At 34.7% G+C, this 21,871-nt stretch carries 20 protein-coding genes; 12 read left to right on the top strand and 8 right to left on the bottom strand.

Features of this window, described 5'->3' with window-relative positions; genetic code table 11:
• Nucleotides 1-53 precede the first annotated feature (53 nt).
• The 4 genes from ACGK9U_RS11035 to ACGK9U_RS11020 all read right to left on the bottom strand — a co-directional run bounded on the left by ACGK9U_RS11035 (nucleotide 54) and on the right by ACGK9U_RS11020 (nucleotide 2,074).
• Nucleotides 54-323, bottom strand: a complete 270-nt coding sequence (locus ACGK9U_RS11035; protein WP_394466434.1) for a hypothetical protein — start codon at nucleotides 321-323, stop codon at nucleotides 54-56.
• A gap of 151 nt (nucleotides 324-474) precedes the next feature.
• The gene (locus tag ACGK9U_RS11030; protein WP_394466433.1) at nucleotides 475-792 is read right to left on the bottom strand and encodes a rhodanese-like domain-containing protein; all 318 of its coding nucleotides are present in this window, start codon (nucleotides 790-792) and stop codon (nucleotides 475-477) included.
• Nucleotides 793-907: 115 nt separating this feature from the next.
• Nucleotides 908-1,528 carry a thioredoxin family protein gene (locus tag ACGK9U_RS11025; RefSeq protein WP_394466432.1) on the bottom strand — a complete coding sequence of 207 codons (621 nt, stop codon included), beginning with the start codon at nucleotides 1,526-1,528 and terminating at the stop codon, nucleotides 908-910.
• Between the two features lie 6 nt (nucleotides 1,529-1,534).
• Entirely contained in the window at nucleotides 1,535-2,074 is a 540-nt protein-coding gene (locus ACGK9U_RS11020; protein ID WP_394466431.1) for a TlpA family protein disulfide reductase, read from the bottom strand.
• A gap of 342 nt (nucleotides 2,075-2,416) precedes the next feature.
• On the opposite strand from ACGK9U_RS11020, the gene ACGK9U_RS11015 reads away from it, so the two are divergent.
• The 12 genes from ACGK9U_RS11015 (at nucleotide 2,417) to ACGK9U_RS10960 (ending at nucleotide 15,200) form a co-directional block, all read left to right on the top strand.
• Nucleotides 2,417-3,823 carry an anthranilate synthase component I family protein gene (locus ACGK9U_RS11015; protein ID WP_394466430.1) on the top strand — a complete coding sequence of 469 codons (1,407 nt, stop codon included), beginning with the start codon at nucleotides 2,417-2,419 and terminating at the stop codon, nucleotides 3,821-3,823.
• A 212-nt stretch (nucleotides 3,824-4,035) separates the two neighbouring features.
• Nucleotides 4,036-4,602 (top strand): anthranilate synthase component II, encoded by a 567-nt coding sequence (locus ACGK9U_RS11010; protein WP_394466429.1) that lies wholly within the window; start codon nucleotides 4,036-4,038, stop codon nucleotides 4,600-4,602.
• A 112-nt stretch (nucleotides 4,603-4,714) separates the two neighbouring features.
• Complete coding sequence (trpD, locus tag ACGK9U_RS11005; protein ID WP_394466428.1) at nucleotides 4,715-5,710, top strand: anthranilate phosphoribosyltransferase; 996 nt, start codon at nucleotides 4,715-4,717, stop codon at nucleotides 5,708-5,710.
• 68 nt (nucleotides 5,711-5,778) lie between these two features.
• On the top strand, nucleotides 5,779-6,564 hold the full coding sequence (gene trpC / locus ACGK9U_RS11000) for an indole-3-glycerol phosphate synthase TrpC (protein WP_394466427.1): 786 nt from the start codon (nucleotides 5,779-5,781) through the stop codon (nucleotides 6,562-6,564).
• 96 nt (nucleotides 6,565-6,660) lie between these two features.
• Entirely contained in the window at nucleotides 6,661-7,308 is a 648-nt protein-coding gene (locus ACGK9U_RS10995; RefSeq protein WP_394466521.1) for a phosphoribosylanthranilate isomerase, read from the top strand.
• A 42-nt stretch (nucleotides 7,309-7,350) separates the two neighbouring features.
• Entirely contained in the window at nucleotides 7,351-8,532 is a 1,182-nt protein-coding gene (gene trpB / locus ACGK9U_RS10990) for a tryptophan synthase subunit beta (protein WP_394466426.1), read from the top strand.
• A 212-nt stretch (nucleotides 8,533-8,744) separates the two neighbouring features.
• Nucleotides 8,745-9,506, top strand: coding sequence for a tryptophan synthase subunit alpha (gene trpA, locus ACGK9U_RS10985; protein WP_394466425.1), 762 nt, complete (start codon nucleotides 8,745-8,747; stop codon nucleotides 9,504-9,506).
• A gap of 25 nt (nucleotides 9,507-9,531) precedes the next feature.
• A complete protein-coding gene (locus ACGK9U_RS10980) occupies nucleotides 9,532-10,263 on the top strand; it encodes an SIMPL domain-containing protein (protein ID WP_394466424.1) in 732 nt (243 codons plus the stop codon).
• A gap of 3 nt (nucleotides 10,264-10,266) precedes the next feature.
• A complete protein-coding gene (locus ACGK9U_RS10975) occupies nucleotides 10,267-10,716 on the top strand; it encodes a tRNA (cytidine(34)-2'-O)-methyltransferase (RefSeq protein WP_394466423.1) in 450 nt (149 codons plus the stop codon).
• A gap of 153 nt (nucleotides 10,717-10,869) precedes the next feature.
• Nucleotides 10,870-12,753 carry a T9SS type A sorting domain-containing protein gene (locus ACGK9U_RS10970; protein ID WP_394466422.1) on the top strand — a complete coding sequence of 628 codons (1,884 nt, stop codon included), beginning with the start codon at nucleotides 10,870-10,872 and terminating at the stop codon, nucleotides 12,751-12,753.
• Nucleotides 12,754-12,791: 38 nt separating this feature from the next.
• Nucleotides 12,792-14,798: a polysaccharide lyase family protein gene (locus ACGK9U_RS10965; protein ID WP_394466421.1), complete on the top strand. Its 2,007-nt coding sequence runs from the start codon at nucleotides 12,792-12,794 to the stop codon at nucleotides 14,796-14,798.
• Between the two features lie 72 nt (nucleotides 14,799-14,870).
• Nucleotides 14,871-15,200, top strand: a complete 330-nt coding sequence (locus ACGK9U_RS10960; RefSeq protein ID WP_394466420.1) for an EF-hand domain-containing protein — start codon at nucleotides 14,871-14,873, stop codon at nucleotides 15,198-15,200.
• A gap of 37 nt (nucleotides 15,201-15,237) precedes the next feature.
• Here ACGK9U_RS10960 and ACGK9U_RS10955 read toward each other — a convergent pair whose 3' ends face one another.
• From ACGK9U_RS10955 to ACGK9U_RS10940, 4 genes are all read right to left on the bottom strand, one after another.
• Nucleotides 15,238-15,480: a VF530 family DNA-binding protein gene (locus ACGK9U_RS10955; RefSeq protein WP_394466419.1), complete on the bottom strand. Its 243-nt coding sequence runs from the start codon at nucleotides 15,478-15,480 to the stop codon at nucleotides 15,238-15,240.
• A complete protein-coding gene (locus tag ACGK9U_RS10950; RefSeq protein WP_394466418.1) occupies nucleotides 15,461-15,685 on the bottom strand; it encodes a DUF6500 family protein in 225 nt (74 codons plus the stop codon). The genes ACGK9U_RS10955 and ACGK9U_RS10950 overlap by 20 nt, the downstream gene beginning before the upstream one ends.
• Before the next feature lie 5 nt (nucleotides 15,686-15,690).
• The gene (locus ACGK9U_RS10945; RefSeq protein WP_394466417.1) at nucleotides 15,691-16,980 is read right to left on the bottom strand and encodes a DEAD/DEAH box helicase; all 1,290 of its coding nucleotides are present in this window, start codon (nucleotides 16,978-16,980) and stop codon (nucleotides 15,691-15,693) included.
• 236 nt (nucleotides 16,981-17,216) lie between these two features.
• On the bottom strand, nucleotides 17,217-21,593 hold the full coding sequence (locus ACGK9U_RS10940) for a two-component regulator propeller domain-containing protein (protein WP_394466416.1): 4,377 nt from the start codon (nucleotides 21,591-21,593) through the stop codon (nucleotides 17,217-17,219).
• Nucleotides 21,594-21,871 lie beyond the last annotated feature (278 nt).

The raw sequence follows: 21,871 nt of genomic DNA, 5'->3' as shown, positions 1-21,871 counted from the left end.
GCCTATGCGAACATATGTTTGCATAGGCTTTTTTTTGTATAATTGATTTTGCTTTAACTAACCCGTTGCTTCTCTTTCATTTTTTCCAAAAGCATTAACTCACGATGAATTTCTTCTTTTCTTTCATTAAACTTTCTAACACGTTCGTCTATGAGTTCCTGATTTTTTTTACGTTGTTCAAGTCTCATGGCTTCTTTCTCAGCTTTTAAATCCTGATTTTTTTTAGCTCTTAACTTTTCCTTTAAAACAGAAAAATAAGCATAGCCATACATACTCATAAATAATAATGCTATTATTCCTAATATAACATAACCGTTTTCCATAAGGGATAAATTTTATGAATTAATATATTATAAAGATACTTAAACAGTAATTCTCCAAAAAATAAAAAAGATAAATTACCCAAAAATAAGTTCAAAGCACAAATAACAAACTAAAACGATTAAGAAATGTATAGCATTTATTATATGCTATCTAATCAAAATCAACTAAATCGCCTTCCCATTCTAAAATACCGCCTTCTAAATTGTAAGCGTTTTCAAAACCTAGTTGTCCCATAATAGCACAGGCTTGTCCGCTTCTGTTTCCTGAACGGCAGTATACGTAATAATTCTTTGCTTTATCTAAGGCTTCAACTTCCTCTATAAAACCTTGACCTTTATATATATCTATATGAATAGCGTTAGGTATAATACCGTCTGCTACTTCAGCATCCGTTCTTACATCCAATACTACTGCATTTTCATCTGCTGCTAATCGAGAAGCCCATTCTTCTTGTGATAAATCTTCCATTGTTTTTAATATCTATTTTGTGTTGTACAAAATTAACACTTCTAAAATTTATAGGCGAAAAAAAATCTAAAGGATTACACTTTAGATTTTTTTAAACGTTCAATTTACATAAACATTAAGCTTTTATGGAACAACCAATGGCTTTTGTTGTGGTTTGTTCTACTTCTTTTCCTTGTAACAAGGCATCAACCGCTTTTTCCACATACTTTGTAGTTACCGATGAAGCGTCTTTATAATTATCATCAATAGCCCCAATATACTTAACTACATTCCCTTTTTTTGTCTTTTGTAATACAAACATATGCGGTGTTTTTGTAGCTCCAAATTTAGGATACACCGTTTGTTCTTTATCAATTAAATAAGGAAAGGTAAACCCTTTTTCATTGGCACGTTGCTTCATGGCATCTAAATTATCATCTGGTTTAATAGATATATTATTAGGCATAATGGCAACCACAGGATATCCTTTTGGCGCATACTTTTTATCTAAAGCAATAATCCTGTCTTCGTATGCCACAGCATATGGACAAGTATTACATGTAAACGTTACAATAAATCCTTTGGCATTTTTATAATCGGCTAAGGATACCATTTTTCCATCAACATTTTTAAGCGTAAAATCTTCGGCTACATCGCCAATTTTATAACCTTCACTTGTAGATGTTTTATTTATTGTAAAAGCACTAACGCACAATACAATAACAACAGCAGAAATTAATTTAATTGTTTTTTTCATAATAATTTATTTTAAAAATTGATTGAGTTCGTTTTGAAGTTCTTCATACGTAAATGATTTTTCAAAAAATTTACGTTTATTATTTTTATAAACAATGGTAGCTGGTAAAGAGCCAGACCATGTTTCATCTACTTTAGGTATCCATGTATTCATATCCACATCATCCAAGGCTATCACTTTCGATTTTAGTTTTTTCTCCTCAATAAAAGGCTTCAACTTGGTATCGTATAAATGCGGAAAGTCTAAACTCACCAGTAATACTTCCACATTTTTATTAGAATATTCAGTATTCAATTTTTCAAAATAAGGCAATTCCTTTACACAGGGTGCGCACCAAGTAGCCCAAAAATTGATGACATGAATCTTGTCATCCTTTTGATTCAAAAACTTTTCAAAACCAGCAAAATCATAAACTTCCAAATCGTTAACCGCTGTAACAGTTTTTTCTTCTACCAGTGCACTTTCATTAGTATCTACATTCGCTTTTTTAGAATTGTTACACGCTAAAAGCACCAATGCAAAAAGGAACAGAATTTTAAACTTCATTAATGTTTTTTTTAAATCGATAAATTCAACTTACCAAAAATTCAATAGAAGCATAAAAATAATTAATACTTTATATTTTGAGTATAGTTTAACATAGTTTTATATAAAAAACAGCCAAAAGTATTGTGTAATTATATTTTCATTTCTATATTTGAACTCGTTAAAACAAAAGAAATGAATACAATTTTAAATAATACTTGGTGGTGGAGCTTTCGAAACTAATATTCGTGAAGTAAAAACCTAGTATATTTAAAACTTAAAATATCCAAAAGGCTTGTCATTCACGACAGGCCTTTTTCTTTGTTCCGATACGAAATTGGAACAAAAAACAAATAACAAAAGATGAAAAAATTTAGTCTTTACACACATCACAAAAAAATTTTAACAGATACCATTACCCCCGTTTCTGTATATTATAAAATTAGGGATAAGTACCCAAATAGCATCTTGTTGGAAAGTGGCGATTACCATAGAAACCATAAAAACTTTTCGTACATATGCTTCAACCCCATAGCTTCCATAAAGCTTGAAAACGAAGTGATTTCACAAACGTTTCCTGATGGAAGTTCAACACGTCTAAACATTACTACCGATACCAATGTTGCCGATGAAATCCATCAGTTCACAAAACGTTTTGATGTAAAAACCGAGGAAAATTTCAAGTTTATAAATAATGGTATTTTTGGCTACACAGCTTACGATGCCGTTAGGTATTTTGAAGATGTAAAAATTAGCAAAAAAGACAATTCGGTTATAATCCCAGATGCCTATTATGCGGTTTACAAAAACATTATAGCCATCAATCACTTTAAAAATGAGGCCTATGTTTTTGCACATTGCTATGAAGATCACGAGAATAATATTGATGAAATAGACAAACTCATAAACATTCAAAATTTTGCTTCCTATAAATTCCATTCAAAAGGAGATATAAAATCAAACTTAACCGATGATGAATTTAAAGAACAAGTAGATTTAGCAAAAAAACATTGCAACCGTGGCGATGTGTTCCAGTTGGTTTTATCCAGACGTTTTTCACAAGAATTTACAGGCGATGATTTCAACGTATACCGTGCCCTAAGAAGCATCAATCCATCACCGTATTTGTTTTATTTTGATTATGGCGATTTTAAAATCTTTGGAAGCTCGCCCGAAGCACAACTTATTGTTACCGACGGTTTAGCCGAAATACACCCCATTGCCGGAACTTTTAAACGCACCGGCGATGATCAAAAAGATGAAGTTTTAGCAGAAAAACTAAAAAAAGACGACAAAGAAAACGCCGAACACGTTATGTTGGTAGACTTAGCAAGAAACGATTTAAGTCGTCATGGTAGCCAAGTAAATGTTGTAACTTACCGCGAGGTTCAGTTCTTTTCACACGTTATCCATTTGGTAAGTAAAGTTGTTGGACAAAAACACAAAGAAACATCTACCATGCAAGTAGTGGCGGACACTTTTCCTGCGGGCACCTTAAGCGGCGCGCCAAAACATATGGCCATGCAGCTTATAGAAAAATACGAAAAAACCAGTCGTGGTTACTACGGTGGCGCCATTGGTTTTATGGATTTTGATGGCAATTTCAATCACGCTATCATGATTCGTACCTTTTTAAGTAAAGATTACAAATTAAATTGGCAAGCCGGAGCGGGCATGGTCTCAAAATCCAACCCAGAAAGCGAACTGCAAGAAGTTTACAATAAATTGGGAGCGTTAACAAAAGCCATCAAATTGGGCGAAGACATTTAAAATTATGGCGTTACCACAAGGGTCGGGCTTTTCGCTATATCTTTTGTTTTTTGTCATTCCTGCGAAGGCAGGAATCCACAATTAAATAAAAGTGCATCAAAAAGTATTTCTTCGGCCCTAAGAAAAACAAAAGGATGCCGCTGCAACCCCTAACGCGAACTAGACCTCACAGGTTTTTAAAAACCTGTGAGGTCTCTAAAAAAGACAAAAAAATGACGAAAGTATTAGTTATAGATAATTACGACAGTTTCACATACAATCTTGTACATTATTTAGAAGATTTAAATTGTGATGTTACCGTTTTAAGAAACGATAAATTAACTTTAGACGATGTTAAGCCGTTTGATAAAATTGTACTATCTCCAGGTCCTGGCATCCCCGATGAAGCTGGTTTGCTAAAAGCCATCATCAAAGAATTTGCACCTACCAAAAGTATTTTAGGTGTTTGCTTAGGGCAACAAGCCATTGGCGAAGTTTTTGGTGGTTCGCTTATCAATTTAGAAGATGTGTACCACGGTGTAGCTACCAATGTAACCATTTGTGTAGACGACGAACCTATTTTTAACGGATTGGAAAAAACTATTGAAGTTGGCCGCTACCACTCATGGGTAGTAAATTCAGAGCTTCCCGAAAGCTTAGAAGCCACTTCGTTTGATGAAAACGGACAAGTGATGTCGTTAAGACACAAAGAATATAATGTGAAAGGTGTGCAATACCATCCAGAATCGGTACTTACACCACACGGTAAAAAGATTTTAGAGAATTGGGTGAATAGTTAGTTGTTAGTTTGTCAGGTCGAGCGCAATCGAGGCCTCAATATTAAATCGTTAATCGTAATTCAAAAATCATAAAAAAGAAAACATTCGTGCATTTGTGGCTAAATAAAAAAACATGAAAGAAATATTAAACAGATTAATAAATCACGAAACCATCTCCAGCGAAGAAGCAAAACAAATTTTGGTAAACATATCAAACGGTATGTACAACCAAAGTCAAATTGCTTCGTTTTTAACCGTTTTCATGATGCGCAGTATCACACTTGAGGAATTAAGTGGCTTTAGAGATGCGCTTCTAGATCTTTGTATTAAAATAGACCTGAAAGACTTCAATGCTATTGACATTGTTGGCACTGGTGGCGATGGGAAAAACACGTTCAACATTTCAACCCTATCTTCATTTGTTACAGCAGGAGCAGGAGTTCATGTAGCTAAACATGGCAATTATGGGGTATCATCCACTTCGGGGTCGTCAAACGTTATGGAATATTTAGGTGTTAAATTTTCAAACAATGAAGACTTTTTAAAAAAATGCATAGACCAAACCGGAATTTGCATTTTACATGCACCTCTTTTTCATCCAGCCATGAAAAATGTAGCGCCCATAAGAAAAGAATTAGGTGTTAAAACCTTCTTTAATATGTTGGGTCCTATGGTAAACCCATCGTTTCCTAAAAATCAGATGTTGGGAGTGTTTAATTTAGAATTGTTGCGTTTGTACAGTTTTCTATATCAAAATACAGACAAAAATTATAATATTGTTTATGCTTTAGATGGTTACGATGAAATCTCGTTAACTGGAGATGCAAAAATTGTTTCCAATCGTACAGAAACACTTTTTTTACCAGAAGATTTAGGGATTTCAAAAGTAAAACAAGAAGCCATTTTTGGCGGAAACACCATTGCTGATGCTGCAAAAATATTTGTAGACATTATCAACAACCAAGGTACAGTAGCCCAAAACAGTGTGGTTTGCGCCAATGCAGGATTAGCCATTGCAACAACCAAACAAATTTCGCATAAAGAAGGTTTTGAATTGGCTAAAGAATCGTTGTTAAGCGGAAAAGCCAAAGCAAGTTTAGATAAATTAATTGAATTAAGCAGAAAATAGTTATTAGCCACAGTCAAAGTAGGCAGTTTGCTTACTCGGAACTGAATTACTGAATAGTGAATACTAAAATGAATATACTAGATAAAATTGTAGCCGATAAACGCGTTGAAGTCGATTTAAGAAAATCGTTAATTCCTGTTAAACAATTGGAACAATCGGTTTTGTTCGAAAGAAATACGGTTTCACTAGCTAAAAAATTAATCGATAGCAAAACAGGCATCATTGCTGAACACAAACGTCGTTCTCCATCAAAATCGGTTATCAATCAAAATTTAAATGTGTTTGATGTAGCTAAAGGTTATGAAGATGCTGGTGTTTGCGGCATGTCCGTTTTAACCGATGGTAAATATTTTGGTGGTTCGTTAGACGATTTACTAACAGCCAGAGCAAGTTGTAACCTGCCACTGCTTCGCAAAGAATTCATCATTGATGAGTATCAATTATTAGAAGCAAAGGCTTATGGCGCTGATGTTATTTTACTTATTGCCGCTATTTTAACCAGAGAAGAAATCAAAAAGTTTTCAGAATTTGCAAAAGGACTACATTTAGATGTGCTGTTGGAAGTTCACAACGAAGAAGAATTACATAAATCCATCATGCCCAGTTTAGACATGTTGGGAGTAAACAACCGTAATTTAAAAACTTTTGATGTTAGTTTAAACACAAGCAAAGGACTAAGTGAACTGATTCCAAACGACTTTGTAAAAGTATCGGAAAGTGGTATTAGTAACGTAGAAGCCATTAAAGAATTACAACCTTACGGCTACAAAGGGTTTTTAATTGGTGAAAACTTTATGAAAACCGATGATGCAGGAGAAAGTGCTAAACAATTTATTAATAAACTCCTCCTCTAACTCCTCCAAAGGAGGAGAACGCTTACTCTTATGAATAGGAAAAACAAACATATTGCCGCAACAGTTCCCGCTCCTTTGGAGAGTGTTAGGGAGAGGATTAGGCTTAAAGTCTGCGGCATGAAATACCAAGACAATATAGAACAAGTTGCAGTTTTGCAACCAGACTATCTTGGATTTATATTTTATGAAAAATCTGCAAGACATTTTGATTCGGAAATTCCTAAGTTGTCGAGTTCAATTAAAAAAGTAGGGGTTTTTGTTGATGCTAGTTTAGATGATATTCTTGAGAAAATTAAAACCCATAATTTACAAGCGGTTCAACTTCATGGTGAAGAATCACCTGAATATTGTGCCACTTTAAAAAAGCGTCATGCTGGACTTGATTCAGCATCACATCCTATAGAACTCATCAAAGTATTTTCCATAAAAGACGAATTCAATTTTGAAGTCTTAAAACCCTATGAAAGCGTTTGTGATTATTTCCTATTCGATACCAAAGGAAAATTACCCGGTGGTAACGGTTATACGTTTGATTGGAATGTTCTAAATAAGTATCCATCAACCAAACCCTTCTTTTTAAGTGGTGGAATTGGATGCGAAGAAGCAGATAAATTAAAAGAATTTATTCAGAGTCCTGCTTCAAAATTCTGTTACACCATTGATGTGAACAGTAAATTTGAAATAGAACCAGGATTAAAAAACATAGAGTTATTAAAATATTTTAGAGAAAAGCTCAAAGAATAGGTCAACTTGAAACTTTGAACTTTTCAACTTTAAACTTACAAAATGAATTACAACGTAAACGAAAAAGGTTATTACGGCGAATTTGGAGGCGCATACATTCCAGAAATGTTGTATCCAAACGTAGAAGAATTACGCCAAAACTATTTAAAAATAATGGCAGAACCCGACTTTAAAAAGGAATTCGACCAACTTTTAAAGGACTATGTTGGGCGTCCATCCCCACTTTATTTTGCAAAGCGTCTTTCAGAAAAATACAACACCAAAATTTATTTAAAACGCGAAGATTTAAACCATACCGGAGCACATAAAATAAACAATACCATTGGTCAAATTTTAATGGCAAAACGTTTGGGCAAACGCCGTATTATTGCCGAAACAGGTGCAGGACAACATGGTGTGGCTACGGCTACGGTTTGTGCCTTAATGGGATTGGAATGTATTGTGTACATGGGCGAAATTGACATTGCACGTCAGGCACCAAATGTGGCGCGTATGAAAATGTTAGGTGCTACCGTTGTACCAGCTTTATCTGGCAGTCGCACTTTAAAAGATGCCACTAACGAAGCCATTCGCGATTGGATTAACAATCCCGTAAACACGCATTACATTATTGGTTCCGCCATTGGTCCGCATCCGTACCCAGATATGGTAACACGTTTTCAATCGGTTATTTCCGAAGAAATAAAATGGCAATTAAACGAGCACGAAGGTCGTGAAAAGCCAGATTATGTAGTAGCTTGTATTGGTGGCGGCAGTAATGCCGCAGGAACTTATTATCATTTTTTACATGAAGATGATGTTAATATTATTGCCGTTGAAGCTGCTGGTTTAGGGGTCGATTCTGGCGAAAGTGCTGCGACATCTGTTTTAGGCAAAGAAGGCATCATACACGGATGTAAAACCTTGTTAATGCAAACTAAAGACGGGCAAATTACCGAGCCATACTCTATTTCCGCAGGTTTGGATTACCCAGGTGTTGGCCCCATGCATGCACATTTGGCAAAAACAGGTCGCGCCGAATTTATGTCTATTACCGATGAGGAAGCTATGAAAGCTGGTCTGGAATTATGTAAACTAGAAGGCATTATTCCGGCCATTGAAAGTTCGCATGCCTTAGCTATTTTCGAACAGAAAACATTCAAACCGGAAGACATCGTTGTGGTAAGTTTATCTGGACGTGGCGATAAAGATTTAAACACCTATATCGATTATTTTAAATTATAAAATTATGGCGTTACCACAAGGGTCGGGCTTTTCGCTATATCTTTTGTTTTTTGTCATTCCTACGAAGGCAGGAATCCACAATTAAATAAAAGTGCATCCAAAAAGTTTTTCTTATATCCTAAGAAAAACAAAAGGATGCCGCTGCAATCCCTAACGCAAAACCAGACCTCACAAGTTTTAAAAACCTGTGAGATCTTATAAAATATTTCAAAATGAATAGAATAAATCAAAAAATTCAGGAAAGCAATAAGTTACTTTCTATATACTTTACGGCTGGTTTCCCATCCCTTAACGACACGGTTTCTATCATCCAAAACTTAGAAAAGAGTGGTGTTGACATGATTGAAATTGGATTACCATTCAGTGACCCTTTAGCTGATGGACCAACCATACAAGCGAGTTCTACCCAAGCTCTAAAAAACGGCATGACTACCGAAGTGCTTTTTAATCAAATAAAAGATATTCGTAAAACAGTTTCCATTCCGTTAATCATTATGGGTTATTTCAACCCCATGTTACAATATGGTGTGGAAGCATTTTGCAAAAAATGTCAAGAAATTGGCATTGATGGCTTAATAATTCCCGATTTACCAGTCGATGTTTATAATGACCAATACAAATCGACTTTCGAAAAATACGGACTCATCAATGTGTTTTTAATTACGCCGCAAACAAGCGTAGAACGCATCAATTTTATTGATTCCATTTCAAACGGATTCATTTATATGGTAAGTAGCGCCAGTGTTACGGGGTCTCAAGCTGGATTTGGAGACGACCAAAAACATTATTTTGAACGCATATCAAATATGGACTTGAAAAACCCACAAATTATTGGTTTCGGAATCAATAATAATACTACCTTTAATCAAGCTACGGAACATGCAAAAGGTGCTATTATTGGAAGTGCTTTTATAAAGTTTATTAGTAATAATTCTGTGAGCGATATTGATAAGTTTATTAAATCCATTCGATGATTCTAACATTTAAACTCTTATTTCTATGAAAAATAGTATCAGCGCCATTGTATTTGCTATAGCTATTGTAACTGCCTCCATCATTTTAGGACACGCCGTAATTAATAGAAATAAACAGGTTGGAACTATTTCGGTTACAGGGCTGGGACAAACCAATTTCACTTCCGATTTAATAGTTTGGGAAGCCAGATTTTCTCAAGTGAACACCGATTTAAAACAAGCTTATTCCGATTTAAAAAAGGACAAAGAAAGCATCTTGGAATATTTCAAATCTAAAGGGTTGAACGAAAATGTTATTGTATTTAATGCTGTTGAAACCGATAAAAATTTCAAACAAAACTATACACCAGACGGAAAATATTTAGGACAAGAGTTTACAGGCTATACACTTACCCAAACTGTTCAAATAAATTCCAATGATGTTGAAAAAGTTGAAAAAATTTCTAGGGAAGTAACAGAGCTTTTAAATAAAGGCATTCAACTGTATTCCATTCCACCAAGATATTACTATACAAAATTGGAAGATTTAAAAATTGAAATGGTAGCCCAAGCAACTGACAATGCCCATGTTCGTGCTAAAAGTATTGCAGAAAACTCGGGTACAAAATTAGGTGAGCTATCCGTTGCCCAAATGGGTATTTTTCAAATTACAGGACAAAATTCAAATGAAGATTATTCTTGGGGCGGTGCATACAATACGTCTTCCAAAGAAAAAACAGCATCTATTACTATGAAACTTACCTACAAGGTTAAATAATATATGCCCTTAAACATCGTACTTATAGAACCCGAAATACCCAACAATACTGGTAATATTGGGCGTTTGGCATTGGCATCTGGTTCTACATTGCACTTAGTAAAGCCTTTTGGTTTTGAAATAGATGATACCCGTTTAAAACGTGCCGGTTTAGACTATTGGAAACACCTATCTATTATTTATTACGATAATATAGATGAGTTCTTCAACAAAAACAAAAATGCCAACATGGTGTTTCTTTCCAGCCACGGCACTAAAAACCATTGGGATATTCCTTTTGAAGACAACCAGTTTTTAGTATTTGGAAAAGAATCGGTGGGACTCCCAAAAACGATTATTGAAAAACATGCTAATAAACTTTTCAAAATACCACTTTACAGTGAACATGTTAGAAGTTTAAACTTGGCAAACGCTGTAGCTATTGTTGTTTATGAAGGCGTGAAACATTTATAATCAATATTTTCACAAAAAATAATCTGGTTTTTGTAAATAATAAAGTTTTTATATCACATTAAAATATAAAATTCATGTTTTATTGGTACAATTTTACGTTCTTAATTATTTCATTTTTCTTAGTTTTGAAATTGCATGTTTAACTAACTAAAAATGAAAAGACTATTACTATTATTAACTTCTATTGCCTTTCTAACCATCATTTCTCCTTCATTACAAGCCCAACCTAATTTTAATTTAGTAGGCTTTGCAACTGAAAATGGAGGAACTACAGGAGGACAAAGTGGCTCTACCGTTACTGCGACCTCTTACGCTGAATTAAAAACTTATGCCGAAAGTTCTACTCCTTATACAATTATGGTTCAAGGAACTATTTCTAACGGTGCCAATGGTGGTAGAATAAGTATAAAATCCAACAAAACAATTATTGGCATAGGAGACAATGCTTTTTTAAACGGTATTGGTCTAGAAATTGCCAACCACAACAATGTTATTATTCAAAATTTAAAAATATCACTTATTGGAGTAACTACTCGTGTAGATATTCCTGGCGTGTACTCATCAACTGGCGATAATGGGCAGCCACAAATTCTTGTAAATGGTGGTGACTGCGTTTCTATTAGTGGTACTTCAACAAATATATGGATAGACCATTGCGAAATATTCTCTGAAGACCCAAGCATACAAACCAACAAAGATTTATACGATGGATTGATAGACATTAAAGGTACTACTGGGTTTATAACAATCTCTTGGTGTTACCTTCACGACCATCATAAAGGAGGATTAGTAGGTGCTAGTGATACTGACCTTTGGGCAGATCGTAAAGTAACACTTCACCACAACTATTACAATAAGGTTTTGTTACGTGTACCCATGTATAGAGGAGCTACTGGACACTTTTTTAATAATTATATAGTTGGTGCAACAGATGCTACCGAGATTAGAGCCAACACTTGTGTTCGTGTTGAAAAGAATTATTACGAAGCTTTGCATTATGCTATTTACACGCCTTCAGATTCGCCAGGTAACACGGAAAGAATTGATAACATCATAGTAAGTCAAGCCTCAAGACCTTTTCCTAATGATTGTGTAGCTGATATCCCTTACGAATACGCTTCCGTGCTAACAACAAACACAGCAGATGTAAAAACTTTAGTTCCACAATGGACTGGTGTTGGTAAAATGGGTGATGATTGTAACGGCGATTACCTAGGCTCAGCATATATAGACGATTGTGATACTTGTGTTGAAGGAAATACTGGTTTAACTGCTTGCGTTATCGATTGTAATGGTGTAGAAAACGGAACAGCAAGTATTGATGGCTGTGGAGTTTGCTCTGGAGGCAATACTGGCACAGCACCGTGTGATGATACCTGCTCTTGGGTAGAATACCAAGCCGAAGATGGTACTATTAGTTCTGGCACTATTGACAGTAACCATGCTGGCTTTACCGGTACTGGATTTGTAAACACAACCAATGCCATTGGAGAATGGTGCGAATATATCATTAATGTTCCTGCTGCAGGCAATTACAATCTTAGATTTCGCTATGGCAATGGAGGTACTGTAGACCGCTCACAAAGCGTATCCGTTAATGGCAATACACAAATTAATAATTTAGGGTTCCCTAATACTGGAGCTTGGACAACTTGGTTAGATGCCAATTTCACTTTAAACCTAAACCAAGGCAATAACACCATTAGGTTTACATCGCTTACCGATTCTGGAGCTGCTAATTTAGATAGATTGGATATTTGTGCTGGTGAAAAACTATCGGTAGCCCAAACCATACCAGAATCTAATTTTAGCCTATACCCTAACCCTACCAGTTCATTAGTTATAATTGAACTGAAAGAAATTATTGCAGAAAATGCACGAATTCAATTATACGACAGTACAGGACGTTTAATTGTAAACCAGCTTTTAAAAAACTCTAAGCAATCTATAGATATGCAAGGGCTTTCCTCTGGTGTTTACCTAATTAAGGTCTCTAATTTTAACAGACACATTATTAAACGTATCAACAAGCTTTAATTGTTCTAAACTCCTAATAAATAAGCTAGTCCTATCACATGAAAAAAATCATCTATACTCTTTGCCTAATAATATCTGGGCATACATTAGGCGCACAAGCAAACGTATCGGCATCTGTAGATACCGGCAATAGAACTGCCAGCATGAATAATGGCATTGTTTCTGTAGCCATAAATAGCAACGGCCAAGTAACCTCGTTAATTTATAATGGCAAAAACCTTGTGGCCAATGGCGGTAAATTTTACTTTAGCTATAACGACCAAAGTGCTTATAGTGAATTAAGCCCCAATAGCGTAAGACTTGAAAAACAAAACGATGATTATGCTGAAGTGGTTTACTCCAAAACATCGGGCACCTTACTTGTTGAGCAGGGTTATGTTATAAAAAAAGGAGAAAGCGGTATTTACAGCTATGTCGTTGTAAAAGGAACCCCAACAGAAATTAGATTGCGAGAAATGCGCTTGGTGTACCGTGTAGACCCCAACTTATTTAACTATGGCTATGTTACCGAAAGTATGCAAGGAGAACTGCCTACGGCAGCCGTTATGAAAGCTGTAGATGGCAGCCCTATTATGGATGCCACCTATCAATTACCAGATGGTTCTGTTTACACAAAATATAATTGGGCAAATTATATAGATAGAGATAATGTGCATGGCATCATGTCTAATAATGAAGGTGTTTGGGCCATTGCTGCCAGTAACGAATACACGAATGGCGGCCCTATGAAACAAGAACTAACCGTACACGCCACCAATAAAACCCCATTAGTTTTACAAATGTTACAAGGCGAACATTTTGGTGCTGCGTCTCAATATTACTCAACAGGTGTTGATAAAATATATGGACCCTTCTTTATTTATGTTAATTCTGGTAATACACATAGCGAAATGGTAGCCGATGCCAAACAGCAAGCCGCACTTCAAAAAGCGCAATGGCCTTATCAATGGTTTACCAATCCGCTTTTTCCTGTGGATAGAACGGCTGTATCTGGACAAATTAATATTCCAAACGGACTTTCCCCTGATAAACTGCAAGTTGTATTGGCAAAACCGGGTGTTAGCCTTTATAACCAAGGAACCGATTATATGTTCTGGTCTAAAACTGATGCTAATGGGCAATTTACAATACCCCATGTTCGCCCAGGCCAGTACTCCTTATACGCATATGCTACCGAAGGGGAAATTACCGACACCTTTACCTTGGACAATATTACTGTTTCTGGTAGTGATATGAATTTGGGCACCATTGATTGGACTCCTGCTAAATACGAAAACCTTTTATGGCGAATTGGAGAAAACGACCGATTGACCGAGGGCTTTAACATGAGCGATTTACCCCGTGCTTATGGTTTATACGATTTACCTCCAGCCAATTTAACCTATAACATAGGCACTAGCATCCCTGAAACAGATTGGTACTACGCGCAAACAAAAACCGGTATGTGGACAGTGGCTTTTAATAACAGTACGCCGCTATCTGGTAATGCCACCCTAACTGTTTCAATTGCAGGCGCAACAGGAAACCCCAATGTTGAAGTGTATGTTAATGATGTAAAAACCACAACATGGTCTTTTGGAAACGATGCTTCGGTATATAGAAGTGCTGTACTGGGAGGCAGACATGAAGTGAAAAAGTTAACCTTTCCTGCATCTAATTTGGTTATTGGAAACAACACTATTAAATTTAAAATGACAAGCGTTGGCAATAGAGGCGGTTTAATGTACGATACTTTAAAACTTGAAACCGGTAGCGCACTACTTTCTACTGAAAACGACACCCCTCAATTTGGTACGTCAGTCAAATGTTATCCTAATCCTATAAAAAACAGTGCCACATTTACTTTTAACACATCATTATCTGAAAACCTTGTGTTATCTATTTATAACCTCAACGGTCAATTAATGGATGTTGTTTATACCGGAGCAATTAAAACTGGTTTAAACACCATTGAGTGGAACCATATAACATTACCCAGTGGCTTGTATATATACCAACTTAAAACCGACAGTGGTAGCTATAACGGAAAACTAATAAAACTGTAAACCAACACCTTATTAAACCTTTTTTGAAATTTAGAGTCATAGTGGATAATAACAATCTAAAACTTTAAAATAATGAAAACAACAATTTTAAAATTCGCTTTATTCTCATTTGCTTTATTAGCTTTTTCTCAAGTAAACGCTCAAGACAAACAAAAACCAGACCCTGAAAAAATGTTTACTGCACTAGACACAAACAAAGATGGTTCTGTTAGTTTAGATGAACTGAAAGCCCGTAAAACTAAAAGAGAAGTTACTCCTGAAGCTCAAGAAAAAAGATTTGCTGCTATGGATGCCGATGCTAATGGTGCTGTAACTTTAGAAGAGTTCAAAACCGCTATATCCAAAATGAAAGGTAGAGGCCAAGGTGAAGGCATGAAAAAACAAGAAGAAAGTGAAGATTAATTAGTTATTATTTATATCAAGCAAAAGGTTCAAGTAATTAACTTGAGCCTTTTTTCTTTTCGTTTTGTTTCAACATATTCAAATACATGGCTTCCACCTTTGTTCTTGCCCAAGGTGTTCTTCTTAAAAACTTTAGGCTCGACTTAACCGTAGGATTGCTTATAAAACAATTAATTTTAACGGTATGCCCCATATACTCCCAACCGTAATGTGCCACCAAATCGTTAATAATTTGTTCCAGCTTTATGCCGTGCAAAGGATTATTTGGTTGCTGTTCCATGTACTAAATCTCTAATTTTTACCGCCTTTTCAAAATGGTCTAACTTATGGGTTTTTATCCACCAAGTAGCAGCTTCCATAAGCAACTCGGGATTGTCATTTTTATTCGCAAAAAATGCATAAAAAGATAGACCGAGGTTTTCACCTTTAGCTTTTATTTTTTCATTACAAACTTCAATAATTTTAGCTTTTAAACTGGGCGTCATACCTATTAACTTCGTCTATCGTTTCGTCTTCTTTCGTTATTGCGTTTTGGGCGCCTGCTGCTATCATTTTTTTGGGTATTGCTGTTAGCAGAACGTTCGTTGTTTCTAGAACGGTCTCTTCCACCACGTTGTTGGCGCTTTTCGGGTTCGGTAGAAGCGTTCGGGTCGGGTTCAAAGCCTTCTACTATTTCAACAGGGATTTTTATTCCTACCAATTTTTCAATATCCCTTAAATAAGTAGTTTCATCAGCACTTACCAACGAAAGTGCTTCACCTCTGGCTCCTGCTCTACCGGTTCTACCAATTCTGTGTACATAATCTTCAGCAATATTGGGCAATTCAAAATTAATAACATGTGGTAATAACGGAATATCCAAACCACGTGCTGCAATATCAGTCGCTACCAACACACTCACACTGCCATTTTTAAAACCACCCAATGCTTTGGTTCGTGCGCCCTGGCTTTTATTACCATGTATGGCAGCAGCTTTAATGCCTGCTTTACCCATTTTTTCACACAGTTTGTTAGCTCCATGTTTGGTGCGGGTAAATACCAATACTTGTTTCCAGTTTCCATCTGATATCAACTTAATAATCAAATCGGTTTTTAAACCTTTGGCCACTCTATATACTTTTTGGGTAATGGCATCAACCGTGGTGTTTTCAGGTGTTGCTTCAACTTGAACGGGATGGTTTAAAATGCCATGTGCCAATTTTTTAATATCAGGTGAAAAAGTTGCTGAAAACATTAAGTTTTGGCGCTTTTCCGGCATTATTTTAATGATACGTTCTATATCGCGCAAAAAACCCATGTCTAGCATACGGTCGGCTTCATCTAAAACCAAAATCTCTACACGCTTCAGTGATATGTGGTTTTGATTAATTAAATCCAACAAACGTCCTGGTGTGGCTACCAACACATCAATCCCTTGGCGCATGGTGGCTACTTGTGGGTTTTGGTTAACGCCTCCAAAAATAACGGCACTTTTCAAGTTTAAAAACTCGCTATATTCCCTAACATTCGCATATACCTGTGCTGCCAATTCTCTTGTGGGCGTTAGTATCAAGGCTCGAATGGGTCGATATTTTTCTTTTGGGTTTTCAGATAAAATATGTAACAATGGTAATGTAAAACCTGCTGTTTTGCCCGTACCCGTTTGGGCACTTGCCAATACATCTTTTCCTTGTAATATGGGTGGAATGGCTTTTTGTTGTATGGGACTTGGGGTAGTGTATCCCTTTTTGCTAATAGCTTTTAGCAAGGCTTGGGATAAGCCTAATTGGTTGAATTGCATATAAATTGTTTGGTGAGTCCTTTTTGTGGGACATTTTGAGATGACAATCTATATTATAAACATCACCTCTAATTTTATTAAGCAGCAAAGGTACGGTTTATTTATTTAGGTTTTGTTCGTCTACGGTTTGGGTGTGTTTTTTTAGATAGAAGCTTGCCCGAAAACATGGAGCGAATGTGGACTAGTAACAAACAGTCTTAAATTTTCTGTGCTAATAAAGGTGTAATTCCAGATAACTACTTATTTTGTTTTCGATATTTCGTAGGAGCAACACCATATTTATTTTTGAAGGATTTGGTGAAATACTTCATATCCGAAAACCCTGTCATAAAGGCAATTTCTTTTATTAATAGTTGGCTACCAACTATGAGTTGAGCAGCTCTCTTTATTCTGATGTCTCTAATGAATTCGACAGGTGTATATCCAGTCAGACTTTTTATTTTATTCCCTAGTGTAGTTCGGTTAAGTCCAACATTAGAACCTAATTCCTCTACTGAAAAATTATTATTATCTATGTTCTCTTCTATTACAAGCATGACTTTTTTCATTATTTCTTCATCTTGATTTGTGATTAAACAAGGCATAGGTTTGAAGTTCTTGAACTCGTTTTTATCTAAAACACCAAAAATATTTTGTAATCGTTTCCTTTGATTTAAGAGGTTTTCAATTCGAGCGATAAAGTAAGACACACTGAATGGCTTGGTAATATAATCATCCGCACCATAAGATAGGCCTTCAAGTTTACTTTCTATATTAGCTTTTGCAGTAAGTAGAATTACTGGAATATGGCTGGTTTCAATATTGTTCCTAATCCTTTTTAGAAGATCAACGCCATTTAGTTTTGGCATCATAATGTCACTGACAATAAAGTCCGGATGTTCTTTAATAGTCAATTTATAACCTATATCGCCATCTTCAGCTTCTATAACATGATATGTGTCTTCAAGAATACTTTTAATAAATGATCGTAACTCTGGTTCATCTTCAACAACCAAAATCCGAATTTTTTCTTGATTATCCCTTGCAGATAATTTTGGTGGTATTACCAAATTAGATTCCGATTCTTTTTCTTCATTTATGAACTCAACATCATTTGAAAAATGTTCTTTACCTAATTTAAAAAATATAGAAAAAGAACTTCCTTTATTTGGTTCACTCTCAAAATACAATTTAGCCTGATGTTTTTCAGCAAGTTCTTTTACCATGGATAAACCGATTCCTGTGCTAGGACTATTACTCTTGTCACCAAAAGAAACAAACCGAGTAAATAATTTACTCTGATTTTCTTTTGGAATTCCAATCCCCTCATCAATAAAATGGATACCTACTTGTTTTTTGTTTTTCGTAATTTGGACATTAATAGACTTTCCTTTTGGCGTATATTTAAAGGCATTAGATAGAAGATTCATTATAATTTTTTCAAGAGCGTCCTTATCAGCCCAGATTTTAGCATCCCCGGCATCGTTCTGAAAAGTAAAATCAATTTCTTGTCCCTTAGCAACCTCAATAAAATCATTAAAAACATTTTTAACAAACTCAGCAATACTTATTTTAGAAACTTTAAGTCCGGTATCCTGAATTTTACGAAAATCTAAAATTTGATTAACGAGTCTTTGCAGTCTATTGGAACTATGGGCTATATAAGAAAGTTGCTTTTTTATTGTTTCGGGTGTTTTGTTATCATTTATTAAGTATTCTATTGGTGAAGAAATTAGGGTTAAGGGAGTGCGTAATTCATGAGAGATGTCTATGAAAAATTTTTGTTTCATATTAGACATTTCCTTTTCTAATTTCACATTGGTTCTTAATCTGTATATTGTAATTATAATATAATTGATAAATAGAATAATAGCTATTATAACCAAAGCATATACAGCATAAGCTAAACGTGTATTCCACATGGAAGGTTTGATGGTTATGGGGAGTTGACGCTCATTGTCTGCCCAAATACCTTGGTTGTTGGTTGATTTTACTTTAAAAACATAGTTACCTTTGGGCACATTGGTATAGGTTGCCATCCCATGCTTTTGGGTATAGTTCCAATTTTTATCAAATCCTTCTAACTTATATCCATAATTAATATTTACTGGGTTTTTATAATCTAGTGCTGCAAATTCAATAGTAAAGAAATTTTGATCATGTGATAAAACCAATTCATTACAATTATCAATAGATACGTTTAAAGGAGAGTCTTTGCTAATTGAAACTGTTTTGTTAAAAAGTTGAAGATTAGATATTGCTAAATAAGGAACAAAATTATTCGTCTTTATTTGGTCTGAAAAGAAATGTAAAATGCCTTCTGAATATCCAAATAGCAATTCGCCAGAACTTAATTGCAATCTTGTAGCCTCTGAAAAATTGAAATTAGAAATAATTGGTTTTACTTCATGAAAAACCTCAAAAAATTCCTGATCAGGATTAAAACGTGATAAGTTGTAATCAGTTGCTATCCATATTTTCCCATCAGGGTCTTCCAATAACGAAAGAATATTATCCGAAGGCAAACCGTTCTTTTTTGTATAACTTTTAAATGTTACAGGAAAACCAAAAGCATCTTTTTTAACGACTTTACTGACACCTCCAGAAGTAGTCGCTATAAAAATTTCCTTTTTCTTTGTGATACAAATATCTATAATGTCATTACCATTTAACCCTATATGAGTATTATCAACCCCAATTTCATATTTATTTAGTGCAGAAGACGTACTTAAAACATTGTTGGGGTTAAACACAAGTAACCCTTTGGTTGTTCCAACACACAGAAGTCCTTCTGGGGTTTGTTTTATACAGCGTACTTTATCAAAATCATCAATAGGGTAAGATTTCCATTTGTTTTTATAATTAATGAATTGCGTCTCTCCATGCTCATTGGTGTCTATAAGATTGACACCACCATAAAAAGTTCCTATCCAAATACGATTATTTTTATCTTGAAAAATGGAATAGATATCATTACTTGTTATACTATATGGGTTTAATTTATCGCTTTTATAATTAATTACTTTATAAGTTAGCGGATCATCTTGTGGTATTAATTTATAGAGTCCGTCTCCACGAGTACCAATCCAAACGTTCAATTGATTGTCTTGCATGATACTATAAGCAGCTTTATTCCATTGAGAATTTTCCTTTAATTTCCCTGAGAGAGAAAGACTCCCAATTTTATCTAAATTTTTATCTAAAATAACTATTTGACTTTGTTTGTTACCTACCCAGATATTCCCAGTTTTATCCTGAAAAATAGACCTCACATCTTTCGTAGATGACTGGATTAGTTTATTGGTTACATTAGATGTTTTGAAATTGTTTTCACTAAACACAACTTTCACTAAACCTGCTGATTCACTGCTATACCATAAATTTCCTTGCTTGTCAAAAAAAGCGGAGACAAAATTATTTGTATAATTACCCTTGGGAAAATAACCACTGTATTTAAATGGAATAAGTTCATAATTGCTTGGATTAAATCTTGAAAACCCACCCCCATAAGGTTGTACCCAAATATCTCCTTTATAATCTGTAATAACATAAGGTCTTGTAGGTCTAGCTGGTCTTGCTAATCCTTCCAAAATAGGTGGGTAGTAATAAGATTTTTGTTTAGAAAAATCAAAAAGATAAATACCTGTTTCTTGATTATTTGTATACCATAGTTGACTATTTTGTGTAACGGCAACAGGTGCCATGTTCTTGGTTACAAGACCTGGTTGGGTTTTAGAATTATAGAATTGAATGTTTCCGCTGTGGATGTTAATGGTACAAAAGCCTTTTTGGTCTGTTAAAGCAATAACTGTCTGTTCATTCAGTTTAGTCATCCAAGTAATATCAGCATCCAATTCCAGTTTTTGTGTTCTAAAAGTGTGTCCGTTTTTTGAATACTTGGCTATTATTCCGTTAGATCCTCCAAACCAAATTTCATCGTCTAGTCCAACAGCGGTAAAGAAAGAAATAGCTTTTCCTGTTTGGTTTGAAAAGTAATTAATAGGTTCATTTAAATTACCCGATTTAATAAGTGTTAAGCCATTGTTCGTTAAAAGCCATGAATTATTATGATTATCTTCATAAACATTATGAACAGCAGATGCATTGAGTGTATTAGCTTTTTTATTATATATTTTGGCTGAAAATAAAGAGTCGGAAACCAAAATACATCCATCACTTTCAGAAAGTAGCCACACCAGTCCAGATTTATTTACTTTTATCTTACTTTGTGTGAATCCTTCTTTTGGTATATTAGGAATTAGCTCAGTGCTCCAAAAGGTTTCTGTTTTAGGGTCGAAACAGTATGTAAATGTTTCATATGCATTAGATTTTATCCAAATACGGCCATATGTATCTTCCGTAATTTTATCGATGCGGCTATCCTTCATTAAAACTTTATCTGATGATTGCGTTTTGTAGTTTTGAAAAGTATAGCCGTCATATTTGCTAAGACCATTAAAAGTAGCCAACCAAATAAATCCTTTTTTGTCTTGAATGATTTGGCTTATTATATTGTGAGGAAGTCCATCTTCAACCAAAAAATGTTCCACTGAAAAATTTTGTTGCCCCGTTATATTATATGGTAGCAAAAAAGCTATTAGAATAAATAAATATATTTTCCCTAGTATTTTCATTGAAATTATTTCTTATTATAAGGTCGTTTTAGCAAAATTAGAATAATTCACAAAACAACCCTAATAGTGAATAGGTTATAAATATGCAATAGTTTTAAAACAACTGGATTATTAACTTTTAAATAGTTAATCTTTTTAAGATTTTTTTTTATGTAAATATCCAAAATCATTAATAATTTCAATCGATTATTTAGGTATTCTGTTGTTTGATTGCAGTAGTCCTAAACATTGTTCGAGAATTTTGAGTTTGTTTTTTTATCACAATGTATTATGATAAC

It is taken from the genome of Mariniflexile sp. HNIBRBA6329 (assembly GCF_043558645.1).
In the GTDB taxonomy this organism is placed as follows: Bacteria; Bacteroidota; Bacteroidia; order Flavobacteriales; family Flavobacteriaceae; genus Mariniflexile.
This window is presented reverse-complemented; position numbering and strand designations above follow the sequence as displayed.